At 38.1% G+C, this 19,812-nt stretch carries 16 protein-coding genes and 3 pseudogenes; 16 read left to right on the forward strand and 3 right to left on the reverse strand.

Translation table 11 applies throughout. The features are described from left to right. Positions 1-518: 518 nt before the first annotated feature. The 4 genes and pseudogenes from AA980_RS20650 to AA980_RS27925 form a co-directional block, all read left to right on the forward strand. Positions 519-1,319 carry a polysaccharide deacetylase family protein gene (locus AA980_RS20650; RefSeq protein WP_024028180.1) on the forward strand — a complete coding sequence of 267 codons (801 nt, stop codon included), beginning with the start codon at positions 519-521 and terminating at the stop codon, positions 1,317-1,319. 128 nt (positions 1,320-1,447) lie between these two features. Beyond that, positions 1,448-2,188, forward strand: coding sequence for a class I SAM-dependent methyltransferase (locus tag AA980_RS20655; RefSeq protein ID WP_024028179.1), 741 nt, complete (start codon positions 1,448-1,450; stop codon positions 2,186-2,188). Between the two features lie 26 nt (positions 2,189-2,214). Then, positions 2,215-2,382, forward strand: a complete 168-nt coding sequence (locus AA980_RS27345) for a hypothetical protein (protein WP_156351178.1) — start codon at positions 2,215-2,217, stop codon at positions 2,380-2,382. A 1,042-nt stretch (positions 2,383-3,424) separates the two neighbouring features. Continuing rightward, positions 3,425-3,826: pseudogene (locus tag AA980_RS27925) on the forward strand (hypothetical protein); the annotation flags it as partial. 375 nt (positions 3,827-4,201) lie between these two features. Here the strand turns inward: AA980_RS27925 and AA980_RS20665 are convergent. Then, positions 4,202-5,395, reverse strand: coding sequence for a YhgE/Pip domain-containing protein (locus tag AA980_RS20665; protein ID WP_024028177.1), 1,194 nt, complete (start codon positions 5,393-5,395; stop codon positions 4,202-4,204). A 166-nt stretch (positions 5,396-5,561) separates the two neighbouring features. Between AA980_RS20665 and AA980_RS20670 the strand changes: the two genes are divergently transcribed. The 4 genes and pseudogenes from AA980_RS20670 (at position 5,562) to AA980_RS20680 (ending at position 8,536) form a co-directional block, all read left to right on the forward strand. After that, entirely contained in the window at positions 5,562-6,179 is a 618-nt protein-coding gene (locus AA980_RS20670) for a TetR/AcrR family transcriptional regulator (protein WP_024028176.1), read from the forward strand. Positions 6,180-6,331: 152 nt separating this feature from the next. Further along, positions 6,332-7,399, forward strand: a complete 1,068-nt coding sequence (locus tag AA980_RS20675; RefSeq protein ID WP_082195783.1) for a 3'-5' exonuclease — start codon at positions 6,332-6,334, stop codon at positions 7,397-7,399. 538 nt (positions 7,400-7,937) lie between these two features. Next, the gene (locus tag AA980_RS27350) at positions 7,938-8,111 is read left to right on the forward strand and encodes a hypothetical protein (protein WP_024028174.1); all 174 of its coding nucleotides are present in this window, start codon (positions 7,938-7,940) and stop codon (positions 8,109-8,111) included. Positions 8,112-8,231: 120 nt separating this feature from the next. Then, positions 8,232-8,536, forward strand: a pseudogene (locus AA980_RS20680) (hypothetical protein). Positions 8,537-8,729: 193 nt separating this feature from the next. On the opposite strand, the gene AA980_RS20685 reads toward AA980_RS20680, so the two are convergent. Together AA980_RS20685 and AA980_RS20690 are read right to left on the reverse strand one after the other, a co-directional pair. Then, complete coding sequence (locus AA980_RS20685) at positions 8,730-9,296, reverse strand: DEAD/DEAH box helicase (RefSeq protein WP_082195784.1); 567 nt, start codon at positions 9,294-9,296, stop codon at positions 8,730-8,732. 330 nt (positions 9,297-9,626) lie between these two features. Then, the gene (locus tag AA980_RS20690; protein WP_024028171.1) at positions 9,627-9,881 is read right to left on the reverse strand and encodes a Dph6-related ATP pyrophosphatase; all 255 of its coding nucleotides are present in this window, start codon (positions 9,879-9,881) and stop codon (positions 9,627-9,629) included. A 240-nt stretch (positions 9,882-10,121) separates the two neighbouring features. Between AA980_RS20690 and AA980_RS20695 the strand changes: the two are divergent. From AA980_RS20695 to AA980_RS20730, 8 genes and pseudogenes are all read left to right on the forward strand, one after another. After that, positions 10,122-11,608, forward strand: a pseudogene (locus AA980_RS20695) (AMP-binding protein). A gap of 36 nt (positions 11,609-11,644) precedes the next feature. Continuing rightward, the gene (locus AA980_RS20700) at positions 11,645-12,046 is read left to right on the forward strand and encodes an acyl-CoA thioesterase (protein ID WP_024028170.1); all 402 of its coding nucleotides are present in this window, start codon (positions 11,645-11,647) and stop codon (positions 12,044-12,046) included. Between the two features lie 423 nt (positions 12,047-12,469). Continuing rightward, positions 12,470-15,028, forward strand: coding sequence for a beta-N-acetylhexosaminidase family protein (locus AA980_RS20705; protein ID WP_024028169.1), 2,559 nt, complete (start codon positions 12,470-12,472; stop codon positions 15,026-15,028). Positions 15,029-15,527: 499 nt separating this feature from the next. Continuing rightward, a complete protein-coding gene (locus AA980_RS25910; RefSeq protein ID WP_024028168.1) occupies positions 15,528-15,764 on the forward strand; it encodes a tyrosine-type recombinase/integrase in 237 nt (78 codons plus the stop codon). 186 nt (positions 15,765-15,950) lie between these two features. Continuing rightward, a complete protein-coding gene (locus tag AA980_RS20715) occupies positions 15,951-16,292 on the forward strand; it encodes a hypothetical protein (RefSeq protein WP_024028167.1) in 342 nt (113 codons plus the stop codon). A gap of 545 nt (positions 16,293-16,837) precedes the next feature. Further along, positions 16,838-17,191: a hypothetical protein gene (locus tag AA980_RS20720; protein ID WP_024028166.1), complete on the forward strand. Its 354-nt coding sequence runs from the start codon at positions 16,838-16,840 to the stop codon at positions 17,189-17,191. Positions 17,192-17,627: 436 nt separating this feature from the next. After that, positions 17,628-18,398, forward strand: a complete 771-nt coding sequence (locus tag AA980_RS20725; protein ID WP_024028165.1) for an IclR family transcriptional regulator — start codon at positions 17,628-17,630, stop codon at positions 18,396-18,398. A gap of 296 nt (positions 18,399-18,694) precedes the next feature. Next, positions 18,695-19,717 (forward strand): zinc-dependent alcohol dehydrogenase, encoded by a 1,023-nt coding sequence (locus AA980_RS20730; protein ID WP_024028164.1) that lies wholly within the window; start codon positions 18,695-18,697, stop codon positions 19,715-19,717. The last annotated feature ends 95 nt before the right edge of the window (positions 19,718-19,812 follow it).

Genomic DNA, 19,812 nt, shown 5'->3' on the forward strand with positions numbered 1-19,812 from the left:
AACAGAAAAAAATAAACATGCTGTATAGGTCATAAATGAAAACAAATTTTGCAACAGGAGATTTGAAAATCCAAATGAGATAATTTTTGGGCAGAAACAGCTTTTCTTGGATAAATGAGATGAAAATAGAAATAACGAAAGTGAAAATTAGCACAGCTACAAGCGATAGCAGCCATAATATAAACGATTTAATTGTTTTCAAGATAGGTGCCCCAATCTGTTCTTGATTACTTTATTAGTAATAGAAGAAATAGGCCCACTATAAAATATATAAAATTCCAAACTTATTGCCTTTCATAACTCTCCATTAGTTGAATTTTGTGCCGTTTTTAGTACTGAGTGTCTGGCACCACCCAGTATTTGTTGTATTTTGTCGTAAGATTACAAACTTCTTGGAGGGGGAGAGGGAAAAGGATCATTTCCCTTCCCTATAGAAAACCCACCAATACCTGTTTTTGATAAATATTTTTAATAAAGTTATCAAAAAATAAGTTCATCATAAATAAGGAGCGTATTCAATGAAAAAAACTTTGCTCATTCCAATTCTTTTAATAATTCCTTTATTTAACTTTCAAGTAAATGCCGCTGCAACCACTAATAGTCGAGAAGCATTTGAAAAAACAGGGCGTGTTATTTGGGAAGTAAACACTCAGGAAAAGTTAGTTGCCCTTACTTTCGATGATGGTCCACATCCTATTTTCACTCCACAAATACTTGATATATTGGCAAAACATGATGCTAAAGCTACATTTTTTGTAGCTGGCAATAAAGTAGTCAGATTTCCTGATCTGTTAAAAAGAGAAGTGAAAGAGGGGCATGAAATTGCTAATCATACTTTCCACCATATTTATGGAAATATAACCTCGGCAAAACTATCATCCGAATTAGAAGAAACAGATAAATTGATTAAGCAATTCACTGGGGTAAATCCGTCACTTTATCGGCCCGTAGGAGGTTTTTATAATGATGTCATTATCAATACGGCTTTAAAAAATGGTAAAACGGTCGTATTATGGTCATGGTATCAAGATTCCCGTGATTGGGCAAATCCACCGGCAAATCAAATGTGCAGTTATATAAAAAAAGGAATAAAGCCTGGTAATATTATTCTTTTTCACGATTGGCATGGAAGTGAATATACTCAAACCTGTTCTACTGTTAAAGCATTAGATAAGATTTTGGACTTTTTAGACAAGAACGGATATAAGAGTGTAACGGTATCTGAATTGCTTTACCATTCAACACAAAAAATTCCAGAGTCTTACGGGATCTATCCTTTAAAGAAAGGAAAAACTTCTCACATTGATTTAATATATTAAATGTATTTTTACAGAGGGATAGAATACTGATTATTAACATTATTTGAAAAATGTGCTATTTTAAAAGGAACAGATTGCGAGGTAGTTATGTGAAAATGATTTTGTAAATGGTTAAAGGAGGCCAAAAAATGAATATATTTTATGAACTACATAAAGAAATCCCAAGAGAAGGACCTGGGAATAATGAGACAACAAGAAAAGCCTATCAGACGATTGAGAAATTCGTTTCTAAGCCAACCATATTAGATATCGGCTGTGGTCCGGGAATGCAAACAATGGAGCTAGCCTCATTGACTGATGGGAAGATAATAGCAACTGATATGAATGACGGGTTCTTGGACGAATTACGCGAGAAGGTAAACCAGCAGTATTTTTCCAATAAAGTTAGCGTCGAAAAGGCAAATATGAAGTCACTGCCATACTCTGAGGGAGAATTTGATGTCATTTGGTCAGAAGGAGCCATTTATATTATCGGCTATGAAAATGGTTTGAAGGAATGGAAGCGATTTCTAAATGAAGATGGTATCTTAGTTGTTTCAGAGCTTTCATGGCTAAAAGAAAATCCCCCTCAAGAGCCCGTTGATTTCTGGAAAATTGCTTACCCAGGCGCGGACTCAATAAATAAAAACAGGGAAAAGGCTGAAAAGCATGGGTATGAAGTAATCGATACCATTGTGTTACCGGAATCCGGCTGGTGGGAGCATTACTATACGCCATTAGAAAAAAGAATTAGCTTGTTCAGAGAAAAATATCAACATAATCAAAAGGCATTAAATACATTAATTGAATTTCAAACGGAAATTGACTTATACAGAAATTACTCTGAGTATTATGGCTATGTATTCTATCTGCTTCGCAAAAAATCATAAAAATATGATAGAAGGGAAGGGAGAAAATGCTGCGAAATGTCATCGTTGTAACGGATGAAGAAGAAAGTGTGAAAAATGCAATCAGAGAAATTTTGCGATCGAAACATAAAGGCCATGAAGTGGTCCTTGATTTGACAAGAATAAATGACAAGCAAAGAAAAACAGAAATCATGAAAAAATTAACAAAGTATTAACAAGGAGAATTGAATGTGGGTAAATTGAATTTTAGGCTATAGTGGAATTTATAAATAATGAGTTGCTATTTGTTGAATTAATAAACTGTAAATATTAAAATTACATCCCCGGTCTACAACTTTAACGCACCGGGCGACTGACCCCATTTTCCCCATTTTCTGAAATGATAACCACGTACCCATTCTTTTAAATATGGGCTTGTACGCCTAGTTATTTAACCAGCCAAAAAAAGGAATATCACATAGGCTAAGTCTAACAATACGTTTTTAAAATGAGGGGAATAGGCATATGCACCAGAATTGGTATGTAAATTCAAGGGGGAGCGGGCAGCTATATAATAACCAAAATTCAGTACCACCATTATATTCACAGCCCCAAATACCCAAACTTGGAGGAATAAATGGACTTGAGATTCCAGAGGATTGGCGTGGTCGAGTCCATCGGGCTGGTTGGAAGAGACCTGGGAGGTTAGAGTGTTTTGAGCGTATGGAACAACCTGTTAATTGGACTTCTCCCGCTGGCCAAATGGGTTTGACAGCACAAGAACCTTCTTCTGGTTGGACAACACCGGCTGACAACGGGAATTCGATGACGCCGATTGATCATGACGATTGGAAGGCGAATGTGCAGCCAGCCAACTGGTCGCAATCGGCTGACCATGAGGGATTCACGTCTCAAAAACAACTCGGAAATTGGTTATCGCCGGTCAATCACGACGATTGGGAGTCACATGAACAGTCTACCAAATGGCCACAGCTTCCCGAACATCCAGGTTTCATGTCTCAAGAATACAACGGGAATTGGTTGCTGCCGGTCGATCACGACGATTGGGAGTCGCAAGAGCAGTCGGCCAACTTGCCACAGCTTCCCGAACATCCAAGTTTCGCGCCTCAAGGACAGCCCACTCCTTGGGTGCAACCAATCAACCATGTTGGAATGATCGCACAAGGACAGCCTCTTGGTTGGGCTCCATTAGCTGGCAATAAGGGTTTTAACCCTAAAAAACAGCCCTTACCTTGGGCGCAACCAAACAACCAGACGGGAATGATGACTCAAGTACATCCGGATAGCTGGGCCCCACCAGCCGGCAATAAGGGTTTCAATTCCCAAATACAGCCCTTCCCTTGGGCACAACCGGTCAATCATGCTGGGATATTCGGACAAGGACATACTACGGCTTTGCTGCCGCCGCCCGCCAATCCTTTTGGTTTTAGCGCCAGTGGGCAACAGGCGAACTGGGGCGGTTTTGGAAACCCAGCAGGCTTAGGGGGACAGGTAAATCCAATGGGCTGGGGTGGTCCGTGGACCCCGATGGGCTGGGGGAATAACGGAGGTAAAGGCCAGCCGGGAATACTTGGAGGCTTACTTAAAGTGGGAAAAGGCACCATGAATGGAATGGGAATTATTAGCAGTCTATTCGGTGTGGGAAAGTTCCTATTTTAGCGAATTGAGTCGAGGGGACAGGTTCCCGTTACACCGTTTCAATTTCTTCTAAATTGTATGCGTCTCTTGACGAACTGAAAGGTGAATTCGCAGCTAATCTTAGCACTCGGTTATTCAAGAATATGGCGCGTATACGGAAAATTATCAGCCTAATTCCTCGCTAAAAATACGGAGGGATTAGGCTTTTTTACCTTTAAAATCCTTATCATTATATATTCAGTTTCATAACGTCACACATTGGTAAAAACGCCAATTAAACAAGATCCTAGCTGTTACTACTAAGCTATTCTGCCCAAAATTTGGTGATACAAGTTTACCTCTTTTTGACGAAATAAATGTCCAATTGCTGTTTTCATTTCATTTTGGAAAACTGTGTTATCCCTCTATTTTTTGGCTTTGTGATTTGTCTTTTATTGAATTAAGTTTTAAAGCGGAAGCTAGAACGATAACCATGCTTACTACTCCAATCCATACCAGAGTAGATAAAGGGGAACTCCAGGTTAATCCTTTTCCGAAGAAGAACAATTCACGTAAACCTTGAATCATAAATCGCATTGGCAACCAAGAATAAACCCAATCTCGATAAAATGGTGACATCATTTCTGGAGCCATTGCCAGCAATGGTGCACCAAAGAATAACATTAAGGCAAATACAGCAATACTCCTAATTCCCAACAATGAAAATACAGCTGAAATCATTAGGAAAAAGCTAAAAGAAGTAATCGATAGGAATAAAGCAGTATCCATATAATGTGGAATATGGAGTCCAATCATCCCATCTGCCAACCAAGGTAAACCAAATCCAACAACAAGAGCGACAATTGCCCCCATTACTAATTGTCCTATCTTTGCGATAAGGTTCTCTTTCCGATTTGTAATGGATAATTTACTAACAGCGATAAAGATAATAGCAGCACTTGCCAAGCTTGCTATCCATAATGGCTGAAATAAGGAAATAGGAGAATTTCCGTTTGCGCTATTAGTACCAATTTCATTAACATTGGTGACTTTTTTTGTAATAGGAGTTGCAAGACCTGCAGCTTGCTTTACTGTTAATGTTGCTCCAAGATTTTCAAAACCATCAAGTATTTGTGTACGAATAGTATTATTCATATTGTCAATTATGCCGTTCAATATCTGCCCCGCTGCGGTTGATGCTGCCATATTCATACCTTGATTAATATATATTTCAACTTCGGGCGATGATGGTGTAGGAGTCCGTAAAGAAGCCTGTCTAGCACTGAAATCTTTCGGGATTACCAAAGCCGCGTAATATTCTTGATTATCTAACCCTTTTTGTACTTCCTCTGAACTTTTTACTACAACCCATTTTACAGCAGGGTTTTGATCAATTGTTGTTTTTGAATTTTTTTGTATCATGTCAAGGATTGTTTGACCCATATTCATCTTTGGTTGATTAGGAATTTCCACCCCTACATCCTCATTTACAATTGCAATGGGCAAATTTTTTGGTTGAGGTTGAACCGATGGAAATAATGTTAATGAAAAAATAAAAATAACTGCCAATGCGATAATCGGTGAAACGATTAACAGTTTGTTTTTGAACATATGTTATCCTCCCTGTTTTTTTGTTATAATAATGAACAACCTGTCGTTCATTATGTATAAATTTTATAATTGAATCCATTGCTGTTCAATAATCAAAAATGGAAGATGTGTTGGTTATGGAACATCTTTTATAAATGTGTTGGATAAAATGAAGGAGGAAAGTAGCTTGCGAGATCGAAATACGGATTTACGAATCATTCGGACAAAAGAATCAATCCGAGATGCACTCGTGGAATTAATCGATGAAAAAAGTTTTGAAGCAATCACGGTTAAAGACATAACAACCAGAGCGAAGATTAATCGAGGAACATTTTATGCACACTATCAAGACAAATTTGATTTAATGACGAAATGCGAAGACGAAATTATGCTTGAAATGTCCAAAATTGCAAAACAGAACTTTCCAGGTGTTCTTACCGCATTTGAAACTAACTCACCGACTGCAACACTATTTCCCATTGCCGTTTTAATATTTGAGTATCTTAATGAAAAAAGTGGTTTTATGAAAGCTGTGCTAGGTCCAAAAGGAGATTTATCATTTCAAACAAGACTGAAAGATTTTATGTGGAAAACACTGTTTGGCAATGATCCAGGTGCACTTATTAAGGAGCAAAATTTACTCGTTCCAGGACAATATTTAGCTTCTTATATTGCATCTGCACATATAGGAGTCATTCAAAAATGGTTAGATAGTGGCAGGAAAGAATCTCCTCAAGAAATGGCTCGAATTCTCTCAACAATGTCAATTAATGGTCCCTTCTTTGCTGCTGGTTTGAAAAAATAAATCCTTCAAGGAGAAGGGATAGTACCAATATCTGGTGCTATCCCTTTATTATTTATATGTTTATTAAACTAAAAGAGTCCAATAAGCATTGCTCTATTTCGGTGCCTGACCCCCAGTAAGTTAAATCGTTAACGCAGTGGGGGCAGACACCGATTCCCTTTGTAACATTCGGAAATGGCGGTACATTCTACGAGCAATCGATTGTAAAACCAGTCATTGATCACCTAAGGGTTGCAATGGATGAGAAAAATATAGAGGCAGTTAAAGGTATAATACCTACTCTTTATCTTAATCGTGAGAGGACATATGAATTTATACAAATTAGGGAACTAACAAATCCCGCTAATAATTTATTATTGCATACATTAGAAATTGCTAACCTAAAGGGTTTCCAGAAAAATCAAATCATTAATCGTTTAACGTTATTACAAAATATCAAAACAATGGAGCCTGTTAATGCCATTAAATTAATCCGAAAGGTCTATGACAAATATTTGGAGGCAGATGAGCGAAAGAACGTAACAATGCATAAAGAAATGGTAAAAGAAACGCTAGCCGAAATAGAGTCATCGGCAGCCCGTTTTAAAACGATTTCAGAATTTTTAGCTTTTGTAGAAGAAATCATTGAAAAAAATAAAAGGATGGAAGAGTTAAGGAAGGACCCAAAAGCTGACGTAGTTAAATTAATGACCATTCACAAATCTAAGGGTTTAGAATTTCCCATCGTGTATTTAATTGGTGTTTCAGAAACTTTCCTCCTTCATGCATCTTCTTTGGATATAGAAGAACGAAGAGACGTAATCTTAACATCTAAAGGACCAGATAAAATTCACTCTGCCATTGAAGCAGAACGTCGACTTGTTTATGTTGCAGTAACAAGAGCGGAAGAGGAGTTATATATTAGCTCGCCGACTGAACCCAGAGGGCAAAAAGTGGTCACATCAAGATTTATTTTGGATGTATTTACTCAACCGAATGTAGTTAAAACAAATAATAATCAACAATTAAACCAAAGATCAACTAAAAATAGAAAACAACCATTGCTGCCAAAATCAACTAAGAGAGTAGTCGAGAGTTCTCTTGTATGGGAATGTACAACTGTGACATGTTATTCATGGAAACGAATAGCTTCCTATGAGGAAATGCTTAATGAACAAATACCATGTTCGGTTTGCGGTGGTAGGATGGTTAAGGAAGTAAGAGAAATATATTCAAATTGATGGATGCGGTTATAATAGAATAGTTAGCTTGTTTGTATAAAGAGTTTTGATAAACACAAGCTAGATTGCTAGAAAAAATATATTAATTAAAGTGAAAAACACAAGAAAAGAGAGTCTGGACAACAATGTGCCGACTCTCTTTTGATGCCCCTGCCAAGGAATTATATTTTACCATAAATCGTTTGTTTATAGAAAATTTTCTATAGGCCTCGAAATCGTTATTGGCAGTATTACCTTTTCAAAAATCTAATCAATAGCTTGTACCTCATCTAGTGTTAATACTACTGGATGATGCATGGCATGTTATCTCATGTACTTGATCCCCGGTCCGGTAATGCTTTAATTGCACCGGGGGTCAGGCACCAAACTTCAGCCAAGGAAATGTACCGACGTTGATATACTATTTACCACTAAATGACAAGGGATGTACCAGTAAATCACAGGTGATTACCACCACATCTTCCGGCTGATTAAAGTTAAAAGCCAAATGTGTTAGAATATAAGCAAAGTAAAAATATTTAGAAAGGAGATGCCAAATATGACTATGAGTATTATTATTTTAGCTTCCGTGCTTTTATGGGGTGCAGTAATCAATGAACTAAGTAAGCCTTCAAAAAAGCAAAACAACCGAAAAATTGTATCTTTGGTATCTTTAAGCTCTTTATTAACAATAATAATTACTATTTCGCTTTTTCAAAACCTTCCGTTTTAATTTTGTTTTCCGATATAGGACGCAATAATGGAATAAGGTTTGTGCCTGTTTCCATTAAAGGACCATTATGTTTAAGAGTAGCAGGTATGATCTGATTAAAAAGTGAAAGGAGGTTCTAACATGTGGTTAGTCATGGCAATTACGCCTGTTGTAATAGTGGGAGGAATTGTAGTATATGTAATTGAACGGCTTAAACATAAATATAACCAAGGCAACCTAGGTAAGAAAAAATCAAAAGGTGCTCAAGATTTATTAGATAGTTTAATACCAATGGGCATGCTTTTTGGTTGTGCTATCGGTGTAATTTTTGGCATGTTTTTCCCGATCTCTCTAGTATTTACAGTTAGTATAGGAGCTGGAATAGGCTATTTATTTGGTTTTTTGCTTATGAAATTTATAGTAAGAAAAGAAACAATTATTCATAAATAGCTATCCAGCATATAGACCTGGCCCTATTGAGGGTTGGATAAAACCCTGCACTATGCAAGAATTTAACAAATGTAATACAAAAGGTAAACAATGCTGCAGCCAATAATAAGCTGCAGCATTGTTTCAATACAAAACCCAATTTACCTAACCGGTTATAGGGTTGAGCTAAGAATTCCAATTTCCTCACCACTAAAACAATTGCATTTGCTCGGTTGAATTGTTTTCTTTATTATTCAATGAAACATATCCTAATGACTTATACCCACTTTGTCGTTTTTCAAACATTGTTTTCAATACAGGGACATGCCCATCAACATAATCAAAGACTTTTACCTCCTGCTTGTTAGAGTGAATTCGGTGCAACCGTCCAACATATTGCTGGAGTGTACCTTTCCAAGATATGGGCATGGCTAAAAACAAAGTGTCCAAACGTGGATCATCAAAACCCTCACCAATGTATTTACCAGTTGCAATTATTAGTCGCTCTTCGTTATCGGGGATGTTAGCCAGGCGTACCAATTCCGTCCTACGTTCTTTTTTATTCATTTTCCCTGTAAGGATAATAATGTTTTTGGCAAAACCTTTAAATTTATCACGAAGGAATTCAAGATGTTCAATTCTCTCTGTCAAAACAATTGGGGAACTTCCTTTATCTAATTCATTTAAAACATCATCAAATAGTAATTGATTCCGCTGCTCATCCTTTGATATGGACTGGTAGATTTCTTGAAGATTAGTGTGTTGATAAGGAAAAATCCTTCTTAACTTCTTATGAAAATGGAGACTTAAGGTTTTATATGGAACAGGACAGGAAGATAGTTTTTTATTATAGAATCAAGACCTGACTTTGTTTCGTTTCAGACTGGTGTGTATTGGCGATGGTAATACTAGCAGCGACGATCAATGAGACAGTTTATTGGATACTAGGTAAAATATGAGACTTAAAACTTATTATCGAATCGAGCATTTTTTATTTGCATGGTAAGCATTTTGTTTGAAGAGGGAGTGAATGATCCCACCTGAGTAATGTAGAATTGTCGATACCGCATTTTCTAAAAACAGTACCAACCACAGATAGGAATTTTTTTAAATTTCAAGGGGGTTGTGTACCCTATCTATTAGGCGATAACTCTTAAATTCTAGTTTCCTTGTCGTTTCATGCCGAATTAATTCTCTATGTTTCAAATCAATCCTTTTTGAAAATAAAGGTCCATCATATACAAAGGTATGATATTCACCTGATTCGCCCATTGGACAGTTAGGTTTCTTTTGTATATCTTGCAAAAATGAATCATCAATGATTCTCCTAAGCCACGTTTCATCTAATACATCTTCTCCCACACTGATCCCATTTTTCGGTTACCCCTTTTAGTTATAAATTCGTACCTGCAAATATAAGAATATATTTGTTTATGTGTATATTACATTTTGAAAATGGGTTGGTGCGAGATAATCTTTGAATTTGAATAGGCGGCTTTGGCCCGTCCTATTTTTTTTGAATAAAAGCATATAAATTAAAGGGAAATGACAATCCAGTGGTGAAATAATTATATGAATATTCGAATAAAGGGGCTGGTTTTGATGATTTCTCCGTTAACACCATTGGACTGGAAGCGCAGGGCGGTGAAATATTATCCGCAGAAGGTCGCCGTCATCGATGGCGAAAAGGAATTTACTTATCGTGAATTTGGCAGGCGTGTTGACCAGTTGTCTTCCGCATTAAATCAAGCAGGTATTGATCAGGGCGACCATGTTGCCGTAATGCATATATCATCAGTCACAGCGATGCGAAAATGTTAATTGTTGATTCGGAATTTAGCGCACCAATTGAAAAAATCGTCGATCTTCTGTCTCTCGAACAAATCGTCATCGTACCAGTAGAGGGACATGAAAGTTCATTAAATGGTGTCTCTTATGAGGATTTTCTTGAACATGCTGGTGAATCATTTCCCGAGGTGGAAATTGATGAAAATCAGCTTCTCACTCTAAATTATACGAGCGGCACGACTTCCAAGCCAAAAGGGGTCATGCTGACACATCGCGGCAACTACCTGAATGCGGCCAATTTCCTATATCATCTGAACGTTCAGCATGATGATGTCTATCTTCATACATTGCCCATGTTCCATGCCAATGGCTGGGGCGGTGTCTGGGGAATCACAGCTGCAGGAGGCACCCATGTCTGCTTACGTAAAGTAGACCCACCGATTATTCTAGAATTGTTTGAAAGCAAACAAATTTCGTTATTATGCGGTGCACCGACAGTGGTCAATATGCTTGTCAATGACCCTCGGGCCAAGGAAGTCGAGATTAAGACGAGCCCAAGAATGGCGACGGCAGGGGCTCCGCCGGCAGCTGCCCTCATTCATAAAGCCCAAGAAATTCTTGGCTTAAATATGATTCATGTCTATGGTCTGACAGAAACATCGCCATTTATTCTCTATTGTGAATGGAAAATGGAATTTGCGGAACTATCTGCGGATGAACAAGCGACAATTAAGGCAAGACAAGGAATTGAGCTCGTATTTAACGGGGAAACGAAGGTTGTTCGCCAAGACGGTGAAGAAGTAGCCTGGAACGGGCAGGAATTGGGAGAAATCGTAACCCGCGGGAATGTCGTCATGGCGGGATATTACAAGGATCCGGTTACGACTGCCGCGGCAATAAGGGGTGGCTGGTTCCATACCGGTGATTTAGCTGTTACCTATCCGGATGGCTATATCGAAGTCCGGGATCGTGCCAAGGACTTGATTATTTCCGGCGGAGAAAATATTTCTTCCACCGAGGTTGAGGGAATACTCTACAAGCATCCTGATGTTTTGGAGACAGCGGTCATCGCCATCCCTGATGAAAAATGGGGTGAGGTGCCAAAAGCGATCATCGTGTTGAAGCCTGAGGCTAAGGTAACGGAAGCTGAGATAATTGAATTCTGCCGTTTGGTTATGGCTCATTTTAAAGCTCCTAAGGCAGTGGAGTTTGTGGATTCCTTGCCAAAAACCGCAACAGGAAAACTACAAAAATATCGGTTAAGGGAAATGCACTGGTCAGGACCGAAGAAAGTTAATTAATTATTCTATGAAAGGGCAGTAAAAGGTGATGATCAAATGCAAACAACAACAGAAATAATTGTTCAGGAAGAAGACCTGGATTATCTGGGCCATGTGAACTATAACAAATATATTGCCTACTTAGAGCAAGGTGTGGGGGATTGGTACGAAGGTGTGGGAGTATCTCATGCTTATCTTGCGGAAAATAAAATCGGCACCGTATTAGTTAAATTGGAGGTATCTTACTTAAAGGAAGCTAGATTGGGAGATGTCCTCAGAGTGGTCACAACCCCGAGCAAAGTTGGCACGAAAAGCTTTGTCATGAGGCAGGAAATCTACAATCAACTTGAAGAGCTTATTACCGAATCTACGAAAATCTTTGTCATGTTTGATATTTCATCAAGAAAAAGCTTGCCAGTCATCGAGCAAATCAGATCCGGATTCGTGGATGAAGATTAAAATTTATAGAGATAATCGGCTTTGCTGTGATGAGCAAGGCCGATTTTTTTATTCGTAAGATTATTATTGCGGTTATTTGCTGCAAATAGCATTTATTGTATTTAAGCGATAAAATAAGTAAGAATGAATGAAGTGAGGGGAAAAGTGTTTTCATCAGATAAGTATAACCAAAGTACTACCAGCAGTCCTTGTATCCATTTTTTCATAGGACTAATTCATTGAATATTCTAAATATAATTGACATCATAATGTAAGCGGTTTACCATTGAGGTAAATATTGGTTTCATGTTACTAGATGATACTAGGCATGGAAAACAAAGCGGGATTAACCCACTTCGTTTTCTATGCCTTTTTTTCATAGAAATCTAGAATAGCCAATATTTGTTCGTAATTCAATTCTATTTGAAGGAGGAGTAGTGAGGGATGAATGGATTAAAAAGGTTGAAAAGGGCACTGGTTGTTTCTTCCGCTTTGCTGTTATGTATTCCAGGTGTACAGGGGGTGCAAAAAGCGTCAGCAGCAAGCAATGTCACTTTGTCTATTAACCCCACACCACAGGAAGCCAAAATAAGGGATCAAGGTTTTCCGCTGACGCCGAAAGTGGGAATCGTTACCGGGAAGAAAACCGATGAACAAGCATTTAAAGAGGTTGTTGGCGCCTTGAAAGCTGCGGATGTAAAGCAAATCATTCAATATAACGCCGGCGAAAAGGCTACAACACCCGTCACGATATGGATTGGCGGTCCTGCCGAAAATCAAGACTCCAAAAAAGTGTTGGAGCAAATGGGAATTAAAGGTCCAGATGCCTTGAAGGATGAGGGGTATGTCCTGGCATCAAGCAGCAAAGGTAAAAATCAGATTGTTCTGGCTGGAAAGGACACGACAGGCACTTTTTATGCAGCAAAGACATTTAAACAAATCATCCAGGAACAAAAGGGAAGAGATCGGTTTCCGGGGGTAGAAATCCGTGACTGGCCTGACATGGCCATCCGCGGTTCGATTGAGGGATTCTACGGACCGCCTTGGACACAGGAGGACAGGCTGAGCCAGTTGGATTTTTACGGTGACAATAAACTCAATACGTATATTTACGCGCCCAAAGATGATCCATATCACCGAGACAATTGGCGTGACCCCTACCCAGAGCAAGAAATTGCGAAATTAAAGGAGCTCATTGATCGGGCAAAAAAGAATCATGTGAAATTTACGTTCTCCCTATCTCCAGGTAATTCCATTTGCTTCTCGAATGACCAAGACTTTGAATTTTTGAAAAAGAAGATGGAAAAGGTGTGGGATTTAGGTGTGCGTTCCTATGCCATTTTCCTGGACGATATTGATTCGAGTTTAAAGTATCAGCAAGATAAAGATAAATTTGGAAAGGACAAAAATCCTGCCGCTGCTGCACAAGCTTACTTGTTGAATCGTTTTACGAAGGAATTTATTCAAACCCATCCAGGTGCCGAGCGATTAATAACCGTCCCGACGGACTATGCCGGTAACGGGCCGACACCTTACCGTGATCGGTTTGCCGAATTACTCGATAAAGATACGATTGTGATGTGGACCGGTGAGAAGGTCGTATCGGAACAAGTCACTTCCGAAGAAGCCAAACAGGTTCAAGGCGCATTTAACCACGATATGTTATTATGGGACAATTACCCGGTTAACGATTATGATCGCAACAGCCTGTTTATTGGCCCAATCGTAGGACGTGATGCAGATTTATCCAAACAAGGAGTCCTTGGGATAACGGCTAATCCAATGAACGAGGCAGAGGCTTCCAAAATACCATTGTATACCATTGCCGATTATACTTGGAACGGGGCGGCCTATAACCCGGAAGAATCGTGGAAGCGCAGTATTCAATCCTTTGGCGGGGATGGTGCAGATGCGTTAAAAACCTTTGCTGAAAATACCTACTCTTCACCGATTAATAAAACGGAATCGCTTACACTCACTCCCTTGATTGATGCGTTTTGGAAAGCTTATGTATCCAATAAAAATCTAGATCAAGCTGCATCAAACTTGATTGGGGAATTCAAGAAATTGCAACAGGTTCCGGCAACTCTTCAGCAAAAAATGAAGAATGACAACTTTCTGCAGGAAATCAAACCTTACAATGAAAAATTGAAATTATATGGTGAGGCCGGCGAAGCGGCTGTTCACTACCTAACGGCAGAAAAAAAAGGGAAAACCACTGAGGCAAAAGCGTACAAGGATAAACTGATTACATTGTTCAATCAGTCTGAACAAATTCCGCAAAAAATCGGACAAGGTGTCATCAAACCCTTCCTTGTAGAGAGCGTTTTAGAATTGCCGCCGTTATCATTAACCTTAAAACCGGAAATAGAAGCATTCTGGAAAGCGCTTGATGGAAATGATGGAGCCCAAGCTGCAGAACAGTTGATGGCCGAATTTGATCGGCTTCGGCAAATTCCTGAAAATTTTCGGAAAGAAAGCAGCAGCGAGGAATTCCTGATTTCCATTAATTCACATCTGCAAAACCTTAAGGTATTTGGTGATGCCGGGTATGTTGCGGTTCAGTACTTAATGGCCCAAAAAGCGGGACAGGCAAACGAAGTAAGTGTATTAAAAAATCAATTAAAAACCTTAATGATTCAGGCTTATCAGATGCCGCAAGAAATCGGAGACCAGGTGGTCAAACCGTTCTTAATCGAATCCATGTGGAGGAATCGCCATGTCAGCGATTATCGAAAGTTAGACGGTGTAAATAGAGGTCGCGGTGCCGGTGAACTCATTCAGTACACTCCTGTACGCGGAAAGACGACCGGAACTAATATTTGGGGATACGAAGTAACGGTAGTTGATGGCAAGGTCGTACAAAGAGGGGGCAACGATTCCGTCATCCCTGCTAACGGATATGTATTAAGTATCCATGCGAACGATTGGCTGCGGGACAATACGACGATTGGGACCACCATTCAAATCGAGGATGGAATTGTGCTGATTATTGCACCATAGCGAATTTTGGGCCAGTCCCCCGTTGCATTAACGCTTTATTTCGGCGGGGGACTGACCCTATTTTTAGGGGCTATAACGGCTCAAGATATTAAAAATAACGTAATAAAAGCTATGCAGGGTGCGAATATTAAACCTGTAAGCATAAACACACGCTTAACGGCATTCAAGGCGTTGTTTAATTGGCTACACAAATAACGTTACATTAAGCGTAACCCTGGAAGAGGTAAGCAAGTTACGGACCGTAAAGAGGTTATGGAAACAATTACCTTTTAACAAATAGAGGAACTACTAAACGCCTGCAACTTGCTTACTTTAACGGGCGTAAGGGATTATACGATTTTACTGTTATTTATTGAAACGGGCTTACGTGAAACGAATTAGCGGGTATTACTGCTAATGACATTGATTTTGCTAACGGTAACATACGGTTTAGAAACGCTAAAAGTTATAGGTAGCGTTTAGTGCCGATACAAGCCAGAATTAAAGAGTAGCTACGCAAATGGATAAAGTTAAAGGGGACTCTATTACCGAAAGCCTTTTTATTACGCTTAAAGGTACTGCGTTAAGTAAACGGCAAAAACAATCCCGTGTTATTGAATACGGTAAGAAATTGGGTATTAAGGGCGTGCGTGTTAGTTGCCATCCACTACGGCATACATTTGCAAAACTATGCGTATTAAACGGTGCTAATACGTTTCAGCTAATGAGTATTTTGGGGCATACAACGTTGAAATGACGAAGGTTTACGTTAACCTATTTAGTAGCGAAGTAGCCGAAGGACATAAGAAGTTTAGTCCGTTGAACAGTTTAAAAAAGCGTAAATAATGCTAGGGTAGCCATATAACGGCTACTCTTTTTTTACTTACATAAAGAAGTATTTGATATAATTTATTCAACTTGTTTTAAAGAAAGGATGTTAGTTTTGAGTTATAGCAACGGTACATTTAACGTAACTTCTACTAAGTTAAAAAAATGGCATTTAAGTGCTAATCATAATAATAAAGAAGGATGTATTTATTGCGCAGGTGACATGGAACAAATCGCAGAAGAATTTTATAAACATGATATAGAAATTCTTAGTGTGGGACATGCGTGGATAAAGATAAAAGCAGTAAAAAATTATACTCCTTACGGCGGAGGTAGAACCGACGAAATAAAATTAATTTACAATTTGATTTCAGGACAAGACCCTAACCAATATTCCCATCGTTATGAAGAGCAACCCGTAGTAAAAGGACATTATAATGAATTAAATAAAATTTAGAATAAATTAGATAGCTTAAGTAAACCACATGGCAGTTATTCAGATGGTTGGGGTGTTTTTGTCGATTAAAGGATTGAGGGAATCAAAAGCATGTTTGCACTTCTTTAAGAAGAATAAGGAAACAGTCGATAAAGTAATAAAAACCTTGTAGCATTGAAGGAGAAGTCACTTTATAAGAGGTATTTTAATTAATAGAGTAGGTGCCTGGACCAGTGTGCTGAAACTCTAGCGCAGCGAGTGTAGGCACCAATTCCGGAACGTGGAATGAATAATTCGAGTTTGCACAATTAGCAGAAAAAAATGTTCGTCTAAATCCAAATTCAACATTAATAAAATTGCGGTTGTTTGGGATGAAACTATAAAAATTGTACTAACCTATGATCCAAAAATCTCTGTTTAAATAGATTGCATTTGCTGTGGAAACGATGGAGGAAGATATCGTAGAATAGGGTTAGATTGAAAGGATAGTTCACCATGCTAACCAATCAACAGGAAATATTCCTGATGAAGCATTTGTTAAATTTGGCGAAACCCGAGGGAGAACTATGGACAATTATTGTTTTCAAAGTCGTAACATTTCATTCCTTTTACCAGCGTTTCGTGAACTTAAACAAACCTATGGAAGTACATGTGAGAAATGGTTGGGGCATAACAGTACGTTCACTTTTTGGTTTGAACGGTTAAAAGATGATCGCTTAAAGTTAACTCTGGAAATTGGTCCCTTGAATGTAGAGCAACGCTTAGGAAACATAAAAACCCTTGAATCCTTGGTTCTGCAGTTTTCACCGAAATCGAAGCAGACAACTTCAAGATATACACGATTATTTTCAAAATCAAAATTAATCACAAATTGGGATGATGAGGAAACGCTTTATGTAAATGGAAGAGTTGTGCAATGATTTAAAAAATCAATCTATCTTGAGCATGATTGAAACTGTAAAAGAAAATCCTGTGGAGTGGGAACCTGACTGAGGATTCTTGTTTTCATTTTTAGTGACCTTAATCTTTCAAAAACTAGAAAAGAGACAATGGAAGGAGAAAAAAGCCTTATCAGAAAAAATTGAAGTTACACCCTATCCGTACTGGAGGTAGTTTTAAATATATATGAATATAATATAATTCGAAAAAGAGTATATATAAAAACAATTTATACTGCAGATACTTATTTAATCGGTTTTCATTAGGTAAGCCTTATGAAACCGTTTACTCTAGACCAATGGTCTAAATTATTTTAAACTAATAGACATATGTGATAGTAGAGCCCATGAAAATAGGGAATAAAAATATATGCTTAGAGCAATAAAGTGCTACATTTTATTTGGGAGAAGGGATTACATGGAAGATACGAGAGATAAATCGATAATTCAATCAGTAGAAAAGGTTGCGGTTATATTAAAACTTTTTACTAAAAAAAAACCAATGTTAACTCTTCACGATATTCACCAAATATCAGGTTTTAGTAAGACGACGGCGATGAGGTTTTGTAATACACTTACTAGTATTGGTTATTTAGAAAAGGTGTATATTGGTCAAGTCCCTTATTATCGTTTAGGGATCGAACTTTTTACAATAGGTAGCATGGCAATTAATGCGGTTAATATTCCTGAGAGAGCTAAAAAACATCTACAAGAAATCTCAAATCAATTAGAGGATAGCTCCTATTTGTTCATTGAGCGTAATAACAAGGCATATTGTATTGATGCCGTTAAGGGGAGCTATTTTATACAGGATGCAACAACCAATATTGGGGATGTTTTACCATTAAATCGTGGTGGAGCACCTCTTGCAATTCTTGCTAATATGGATACGAGTAGACAATACGAAATCATGGAAACATTTAATCTAAGCAATGATGAAAAAAAATATTTCTTAAACAGGTTAGAACTTATAAAATCAAATGGATATTCATTTAGTAGTAACGAAGTAAATCAAAGTACTGCCGCGGTAGGGGTTCCTATATTTAACCATGAAGGAATCGTGGTTTCAGCAATTAGTGTTGGTGGTATAGAGATGAGATTTAGTAACGAGAGACTACCAAAGATTGTGGAAATATTAAAAGAGGCTGCAAATAAGTTGTCCCGTGAACTTGGATGGAATGGTCAATAAGAGAAGACAAAGCGCTTAGTATACAAAACTAGGTGCTTTTTTATTTCTTTACTATTCGTATGATGGTGAGCATGAGAAAAAAGTCAGTATTCTGAAAATTTAAAAAAATAAATTGACAACGTTTTCATTTGCGGTTATTATTTTCACATACCGTATCGTGTTACTATATTCCGTAATGCGGAATTCGTATCAAAGACTCTCCATTATTTTAGAAATAATGGGGAGGATAAAGTATGTAAAGTGACTGAAAATTTATACGTACTTAGCAAACAAATAAAGAGGGGGTATTTTTTTAAATGGAATGCGTTTTATTAAAAGAGGGAAAAAATGTAGTCCTGGATGATAAAGACATACCACAATTAGGAGAATACGAACTACTAGCCAGAGTGAAGCGAGCAGGTATTTGTGGGACAGATTTAAAGTTATATACAGGAAATTACCATATTGATAGTAAAGCACTTCCAATCGTTCTTGGCCATGAATTTATCGGTGAGGTGGTAGCCGTTGGCGACAAGGTTACTAAAGTCGCCATAAGTGATCGTATCGTTGCACAGCCGACCTATAGTAGCTGTGAAGAATGTACGTACTGTAATCGAGGCGAATTTAACCTATGCAATAACAGAAAACGAATCGGTTTCGATTACGATGGTGTATTTGCTCAGTATGTCAAACTGCATGAAAAACAAATTTATCATGTTCCTGATAGTATATCTGATGATGCTGGTGCCCTAATTGAACCGCTAACAGTTGCGGTAAGGGGAGTTTACAAGACGGATATAAGGCCTACAGATACGGTTCTCGTTATTGGTCCAGGTACAATCGGTTTATTTACGGCCCTTGTAGCAAAACAATTTGGTGCTAAAGTAATTGTTTGTGGAACACTCGCAGATGCTGAGCGTTTAGAGATTGCTTCCCAAATGGGCGTTGATATGACAGACATGTCCGGAGATTTGCATGAGATGTTGAGGCGAAAAAAAATAACAGTCGACATTGTGTTTGAATGTTCTGGTAATCCTCACGGGATTAACCTAGGTCTCAATATACTACGTCCAAAAGGTCAATATGTTCAAATTGGTACATCCTCAAAGATGCAAAATATTTCTTTTATGGATATTGCATATAAGGAATTAAAAGTAACTGGAAGTATCAGTGCAATAAGAGAAGATTGGAATACAGCGATTAAATTGATGGAAAAGCTCCAATCAAAAGCGCTGTTAATAGTAAAAAAGTACCTTGAGCTTAAGGATTTCGAAAAGGGTTTTGAAGAATGCCTTAATAATGGCGGACCGAAGATATTATTTACCCCCTATCCAAAATAATACAGAAATTTAAACACCTCTAGAAAAACACTTCATGTACTATGTTTTTTGCGAATGCTTTCTATAATTGTCCAGACCCCTAGTTAAAGCAACAT

It is taken from the genome of Neobacillus vireti (assembly GCF_001026695.1).
Taxonomy (GTDB): domain Bacteria; phylum Bacillota; class Bacilli; order Bacillales; family Cytobacillaceae; genus Neobacillus; species Neobacillus vireti.